Origin of the sequence: Paenibacillus forsythiae T98 (assembly GCF_000520735.1) — a bacterium.
Classification (GTDB): Bacteria; Bacillota; Bacilli; order Paenibacillales; family Paenibacillaceae; genus Paenibacillus_AQ; species Paenibacillus_AQ forsythiae.
This window is the reverse complement of sequence record NZ_ASSC01000429.1, coordinates 1-1,110: the sequence shown is the minus strand read 5'-3', so window position 1 is coordinate 1,110 and position 1,110 is coordinate 1. Positions and strand designations below refer to the sequence as shown.

Annotated in this window: 1 protein-coding gene; it reads left to right on the top strand. The window is 56.1% G+C overall.

The annotated features are described in order from the left end of the window. Positions 1–248, top strand: a 248-nt coding sequence (locus tag L692_RS28785) for an S-layer homology domain-containing protein (protein WP_036723641.1), incomplete at its 5' end; no start/stop codon positions are given. Positions 249–1,110: the final 862 nt, after the last annotated feature.

Here is a 1,110-nt window from a genome sequence, read left to right as displayed (position 1 = left end):
CGGCTTCGTTCAAGCCGAACCAATCTGTCAGCCGCCAGGATATGGCGGTGATGATTGCGCGGGCTTACAGGCTGGCTCCTTCGTCCAAAGCAGCCTTCAAGGACGGCGCCGCAATCGGCGGCTACGCGGTTGATGCCGTGAACGCGGTAACGGAGAAGGGCTATATGACCGGTTTTGGCGGCTCGTTTGACCCCGCCGGCGCCGTAACGCGGGAAATGGCGGCCGTTGTGGCGGTCAGACTGCCGTAGCATTCGGTCAGAGCATGTACCTTGAGCGGCAGCGCGCAGCAATGTTCGTTTCGGAGGCGGCTGCCCGGCTCGCAGCGTAAGCGAAGCGGCTGCTCTCCGACAGACTGATTGTAGAAGCAGGGAAAAGAGGCTCTTTTTTGGCATCCGTACTTGTCCTTCGTGAACCGGACGCCTCGTTGCTGCTCCCTTGGCTCTGCGTGCTCTGTTGGGAAGGCCGACGGTCTTTTCGGGCTAAAAAAGGAGAACGTTGGCGATTACAGGGAAAATTCCCCTCTATATTTCAGTAGTTCTGTTTTTTCTTTGACTTAGATGGAATTTCTCCTTCTAATTCCAGGGGAGAAGGCTGGAGGGAGAGGTTTTCACCCAAAATAAAGGGGGAAATTCCCGGTAAACCCCAAGTAGGAGGGAGTTTCCCCGAAATTAGCGGGACTTTTTCCTTCTATTGGAGCGAGGTCGAGCTTGGAACAGGGACGAGCGACAAGCGGCAGACAGCGAGCGCAAAATCTGTTGCCCTATGTCACCATACAAGCTTTAATACAATGAACGGGGGCGCTCTGCTGCCCTCGTTCTTTCCCTTTAAAATATAAGAAAGATAAGTTTCGCGTTTAGCCCTGGGTTTATTTTTCCACCAGGATCGGCTGCTTGCAAGCGAAGCGATACATAGTATCGCTCCTGTCGGAAGCATGAGCTTCCGATAGGACAATGAAATCGTTTCTTCTTTTACGGAGGTGTTCCAATGATGTCTACTCGAAAAGCGGGCGCCCGTCCCCTGGCGCCCCTCTTGCTGGCAGCCGCGCTGCTGGCCGGCTGCGCGCAGGAGCCCACTGCGGCGCCGGCGTCCAGCCCGGCGCCCGGCATCGCC